Here is a 5864-nt window from a genome sequence, read left to right as displayed (position 1 = left end):
CGTTCCACCACTATTCTCTCATACCTGTCTACCCGGTCCCACGTTTGACGCTTACAATTATACTATCAAGTGCAACACTTTAGGAAAATAAAAAGAAGTTCATACGGAACCCTGGTAGAATAGAGTTACCACACAACTAAACCACCGGGAGGGAACCGTATGAACTACCATCATCTTAGCATAGAAGAGCGCAGTTGTATACGAAAATATACGGTGGTGAGCGGCCAGGGCAAGAGCAAGGCTTGTTTTGCTACTCTGGCAGAACGCAAAACCCGATTTTACATTGCAGTGAAGATCCCGGGCCGACGAGCAGAGACCATGGAGAACGCTATTGTTGCCGCACTATCCGCGTTTCCTCCTCAGCTGGTCAAGACCATTACCTGTGACCGAGGTACAGAGTTTGCCAACTGGCACCGCATTGAAGAACGATTGCATTGTGAAGTCTATTTTACCGACCCGTATTGCGCCTGGCAGAAAGTCACCAATGAGAATCTGAACGGTCTGCTCCGGGAGTTTTATCCCAAGGGCAGAAATCTTTCCCGTGTTGCTCCCGCCACACTAAAACGAAACCTGGCGTTGATCAACGCCAGGCCTCGCAAGATTCTTAACTTCCATTCCGCCCAGGAATTATGGGACTTTGAACTCAATTCCTGTTGCACTTAGTTTGACAATTCACTATACCTAAATCTCTGCATTTGTACAGAAATGATTTGCTATGCAAATTTCCAAAACGAGGCGTTCTCTGCCACAAAGTAAAAATATCGATTTTAACCTCCCCTTCCACGTCGGAGCAAAGTCCGCTTTGCTCCGACGTCTTTTTATTCCCATGGCAAAAAAGACGTCATCCGCCCGCTTCCTTGCTCCTCCTTTCCAAATCACAACCGCTGTGCTGGGTTGTGATTTGGTTTTGGGTGCAAACCTGAAGCCTGGGTATCTATACGGTTGCGATATACCCAAAAAGAAGCACCTGCGAACTGATAAGCCCCATAGGTACACAATGTGGACCTATGGGGCTTAATGCTGTGTATGGGGAAAACAGGGGATGTGGAACACCACATCCCCTGTTTTTTGCTCATAATGCATTTTTAGATAACGAACAAAGCTTCGAGTTTGGATAATGACAAAAAAGCAAATATTGTAGTGGCTTTTCAGATGACCTGTGGTATGGTGTCTTGCTGCAAGGAGGTAGGACACATGAACGACGCTCTGAAACAGCTCTACAACAGATTTTACACGCCACTGCCTATGGTGGAAGCTGAGCAGGAAATTAAAGCTTGTCACAAGCAGTTCATCGAGCAATTGGAAAAATCAGAGAGAAAACTGGTGCTGCGGATCATGGATGCCCTGAGCTTGATTGCGAAGAGATCTCCGTGGATAGTTTCTTCTGTGGGTCAAATTGGCATGGGAATTGGCATACGAACTGAATCACTTTGAAACGGACAGGCATCTCTTTCCAGCGGAAGAAGCGGAGAGAGATGCCTGATTTTTATGCGGTCAGGCGTACAATGCTTTTGGGCGTATTGCCTTTTTTTCATCTCTGATCTTCTCCATTTTGAGCAGCAACATTCTCTGGACTTCTGGATCGTCTCTCGGTATTGTGTGTTTACAGCCAACAAAACAGAGAGGAGAAGAACACTATGGCACAAGTTCCCGTTACCAGATGCCAGTACTGCGGATCACAGGATATCGGTGAAGGCTGGCAGCACAGTGTAGCCCTGGTTACATTCAAGTATCACGGACTTCTGGGAAATCGCTTGAAATACCTGATTTGCCGCCGCTGCGGAGCGGTACTGTACCAGTGTGTAGCAGAACCTCACCGTTTCCCACAAGTAAGAAGATAACCTTAGAGTGCAGGAGGAGGGAATGCGATGAAGAAAGTATCGGAAGCGCATATCTTTCCTGTGCCAGTGGCAATCCTATCAATATGGTGTGCAAAGCCCACAGCGATATTTGCCGCTGTGGGCTTTGTTATCCACGGCTTCCTGTACAATAGCAGTATACAATGGGAGGATCGCTATGAAAAATTATCAGTTAACGCAACATCAAATCCAAGCGTATGCTCATTACCTTCTGGCGGAGGAAAAGAGCGGCGCAACCGTGGAGAAATATCTCCGGGACATCCGGTCATTTGCCTGCTGGCTTGATGGTCGTGATATCAGCAAGGAGTTAGCCTCAGAGTGGAAGTCCCACCTTGTGTCTCAAGACTATGCCCCGACCACAGTCAATGCTATGCTCTCTGCCCTGAACAGTTTACTGGAGTTTCTCGACCTGCAGGAGTGCCGGGTAAAGTTCCTGAAAATACAGCGCCGCCTGTTTCGGGATGCCAACCGTGAACTGACGAAGGAAGACTACCAGCGACTTTTGAACACGGCCTATCAATTAGGGCGGGAACGGCTGGGCCTTCTGGTGGAAACCATTGGAGCCACCGGTATCCGGGTCAGCGAAGTACCATATATCACGGTGGAAGCTGTTCAACAGGGCAAGGCAGAAATCGCCCTCAAAGGTAAGATCCGCACCATCCTGCTCCCCGGAAAACTCTGCCGCAAACTGCTGAAGTACGCGAAAAAACAGAAAACCGCTTCCGGCGCAATCTTTCGCACCAAAAGCGGAAAAGAACTTGGCCGCCGACAGATATGGGCGGAACTGAAAGGGCTGTGCAAGTATGCGGGTGTGGAGCCGGGAAAAGTATTCCCTCATAACCTGCGGCACCTGTTTGCCACAGTTTTCTACCGTGCCTGCCGGGATATTGCCAAGCTGGCCGACCTGCTGGGCCACAGCAACATCGAAACCACACGCATCTACCTAGTTTCCTCTGGCGTGGAGCATCGGCAACAGATTGACCGACTGGGGCTGGTGTCATAGTCACAGAATCGACATTCTGTCCCACTGTCGACTACATACCGGAATATATACGCCTTCATTATAGCAGGTGTGAAAATCAAAAGCAAGGTATATTCAAGATTTTGAGCACAAAAATATAGGTCGCAGGCATAATTTGCATTTGCGGCCTGGATTTCTGCGTTCTTTTGCCCGCTTTCTACGAGAAAGACGGGCAATTTTTTGTGCCCATCTTTTTATTTGAAGCGAAAAGACGCAAGGAACTATTCAGAATGTCGATTCTGCCTAAAAGGGGGACTGGCCATGCGTGAGAGCCTGTACGACTTCTGCATACGGGAAAGACGGCAAGAACTGCTGGAGCAATGGGTAGTAGATACAAATTTGCCCATCACGCCGACCTGCATCTGCCGCGGCAGCAAACGCAAAGTCTGGTGGCAGTGCGAAAAAGGCCATCGCTGGCAGGCCGCAGTATACACCAGAACGGGCGGCGGAACCGGCTGTCCGGTCTGCACCGGTAAGGTTGCGCAGTCAGGAGAAAACGATATGGCCACACTATTTCCTGACCTGATTTGCCAGTGGCACCCAACGCGAAACAGTAACATTGATCCAGCCCGGGTTTTGCCCGGCAGCCATCGGATGGTCTGGTGGATATGCGAAAAGGGACACGAGTGGCGAGCACAGGTCAAATCCCGTGTGGTCGGCTGTGGTTGCCCGGTGTGTGCGAACCGAGAGATCCACTCCAATGAAAACGATCTGGCATCACAGTACCCCATGCTCGCTGCTCAGTGGGATATGGATAAAAACGGAAACCTTACTCCTGATTCCGTCGTGCCGGGTACCAGACGAAAGGTGTGGTGGATCTGTAAGAAAGGCCATAAGTGGCAGGCTACGGTAGCATCCCGGGTATCCGGAAGCGGTTGCCCGGTGTGCAGCGGAAAAACAGTGCTTCCGGGTGAAAATGATTTGGCAAGTCAATTTCCTGTTATTGCGGCCCAGTGGAATTCGGAAAAAAACGGCAAGCTATCACCACAACAGGTCACGCCAAATTCCAACCGTAAAGTCTGGTGGCGGTGTGAAAAGGGCCATGATTATGAGGCTGCTGTAACAGCGCGTACCCGTGGAAGCGAATGTCCGTATTGTACCGGAAAAAAGGTGCTGCCAGGATTCAACGATCTGGCGACCCTGGAACCAAAAGTTGCCGCTCAATGGCATCCTAATCTCAATGGCGCCTTGACTCCTCAGATGGTCACGACCGGTTCTCACCGGAGAGCGTGGTGGCAGTGTGATTATGGCCATGTGTGGAAAGCCGTCGTTTATGCCCGGGCAGGATCGCAAAAATGCGGCTGCCCCGTCTGCGCCGGTGTGGCAAAACGGCGGCATGCGAACCTGGAATTGCCCGCGTCAAAGCCCCTTCATCAAGGCGCGGGACGACCCGTATTGTGACCCCTGCCCTGCGATCAGCAGGGCATCATATATCTGTATATCAAATGAAACAGGAAAGGGTGAGGAGGTACAGGAACATATCCAGCCCTGCCTCTGTCGGCCAGACAGGACAGGCCACCTGCAGCAAGGTGAAACGCCGTGGGGTCAGGAGCGTTTACTCCGGCGTATGGCAAATTTGCGGAAGCGCAAGGACTGCGGATCTCCATGTACCAGGTTTGAGAGAGCCGCCCGAGGGTTTCCGTGCGCGCGTAAGCGTAATTCTATAAAGGAGGAAACATTGATGAAAAGAAGATTGTCAGCAGTTTTGCTGATGCTCTGCCTGGTCATCGGACTGATGCCTGCGTCGGCGTTTGCCGCACCGGAAGCACGGCGTGTCAACGACACTGAGTTCCACATCATGTATCTTGATAAAATCAAGAAAGTTGTGCAGAACTACAACCCCGGGCATGAGCAGAATGAAATTAAAATTGATAAGATTTTTGTGCATTCCGGCTCTGATACGGTTGACGGAAGCGGTACAAACGGGTACTTGGAAGAGCATAACGCTTGGAAGGTTCAAAATACTTCTATAGACCACTGGGGTGGTATAAGCGATAATGTTACTGCAATTACTATTTGTGCCCAAATTGATAAAACAGGAACAAAATATCAAATTCCGGTTGCTATTGATCCCGGGCAGCTTGTACATGATCTTGGTGGGCTTAATCATATGACTCAGATTCTCCTGGATGTCAAGCTGACCTATGATCCCAACGGCGGTAAGGAATCTGCTGTTGTACAGAACTTTTTAGAGCACGACGCGGTTGCGGTTGGCAATGGCGTTTCCTTTACCAGAGACAAGGCTGTTCTTCTTGGCTTCAGCGAGACGAAAAAGGATCTCATTACGAGCCTGGATGCACAGAACGCCGCAGGTATCATCGATGCGAATCAGACCAAACGCATCGACAAGGATACCACTCTGTATGCCGTTTGGGCCGAGGACAGCAATAACAACGGCAAGGCGGATTATCTGGAAAAGGATATCACGGTCAAGTTTGCAGCCGCCGGCGGCGAGTTTGCACCCGGCGCCACAACAACACTCAAGCTGAATCCGCAGAGCAGCCAGGCTTTCCAGGTACCTGAAGTCACAGCACCTGAGGGCTTTGACTTTGATTCGTGGAAGTGGACTTCCGCAGATCAAAGTATCACCACTTCTTTCAAAAAAGGGGATTATGTTTCTTATAACATTATTTTGCAGAGAACGCAGGGAACTACGAGTGAAGTAATCTTCGTCGCTCAGTATACGGAACTGCCTCCCGCCACCAAGGAAATCACCCTGAACTTCTACGACGAAGTGAACCACAAGCAGGTGGAGGAAAAGGTGATGGAGGTTGCGGCTGACGCTACCACCATCAACACCAGCGCCATTACCCTTCCCGCCGGCTATGAGTTCACTGTGACCGGCGATCTCACGATCACTCCTGATGGTTATGTGTATGTCGGCGTGAAGCCCGTCGTCACCACCAAGGAAATCACTCTGAACATCTATGACGAAGTGAACCACAAGCAGGTGGAGGAAAAGGTGATGGAGGTTGCGGCTGACG

Annotated in this window: 6 protein-coding genes; all 6 read left to right on the top strand. The window is 50.2% G+C overall.

What is annotated here, in order from left to right; translation table 11 throughout:
* Positions 1–159 precede the first annotated feature (159 nt).
* Complete coding sequence (locus Q0526_RS12380; RefSeq protein WP_298734072.1) at positions 160–663, top strand: IS30 family transposase; 504 nt, start codon at positions 160–162, stop codon at positions 661–663.
* A gap of 531 nt (positions 664–1194) precedes the next feature.
* Positions 1195–1434, top strand: coding sequence for a hypothetical protein (locus Q0526_RS12375; protein ID WP_298734070.1), 240 nt, complete (start codon positions 1195–1197; stop codon positions 1432–1434).
* 434 nt (positions 1435–1868) lie between these two features.
* Positions 1869–2144 (top strand): hypothetical protein, encoded by a 276-nt coding sequence (locus Q0526_RS12370; RefSeq protein WP_298734076.1) that lies wholly within the window; start codon positions 1869–1871, stop codon positions 2142–2144.
* Positions 2047–2862 (top strand): tyrosine-type recombinase/integrase, encoded by an 816-nt coding sequence (locus tag Q0526_RS12365; protein ID WP_298734074.1) that lies wholly within the window; start codon positions 2047–2049, stop codon positions 2860–2862. The genes Q0526_RS12370 and Q0526_RS12365 overlap by 98 nt, the downstream gene beginning before the upstream one ends.
* Positions 2863–3141: 279 nt before the next feature.
* A complete protein-coding gene (locus Q0526_RS12360; protein ID WP_298734068.1) occupies positions 3142–4281 on the top strand; it encodes a zinc-ribbon domain-containing protein in 1140 nt (379 codons plus the stop codon).
* A 280-nt stretch (positions 4282–4561) separates the two neighbouring features.
* On the top strand, positions 4562–5864 hold a 1303-nt coding region (locus Q0526_RS12355; protein ID WP_298734066.1), incomplete at its 3' end, for a hypothetical protein.

This window comes from uncultured Subdoligranulum sp. (assembly GCF_937890665.1).
This window is presented reverse-complemented; position numbering and strand designations above follow the sequence as displayed.

Coding starts and splice junctions, on each gene's coding strand:
- Q0526_RS12380 (WP_298734072.1), top strand. CDS start 160: ATGAACTACCATCATCTTAGCATAGAAGAGCGCAGTTGTATACGAAAA.
- Q0526_RS12375 (WP_298734070.1), top strand. CDS start 1,195: ATGAACGACGCTCTGAAACAGCTCTACAACAGATTTTACACGCCACTG.
- Q0526_RS12370 (WP_298734076.1), top strand. CDS start 1,869: ATGAAGAAAGTATCGGAAGCGCATATCTTTCCTGTGCCAGTGGCAATC.
- Q0526_RS12360 (WP_298734068.1), top strand. CDS start 3,142: ATGCGTGAGAGCCTGTACGACTTCTGCATACGGGAAAGACGGCAAGAA.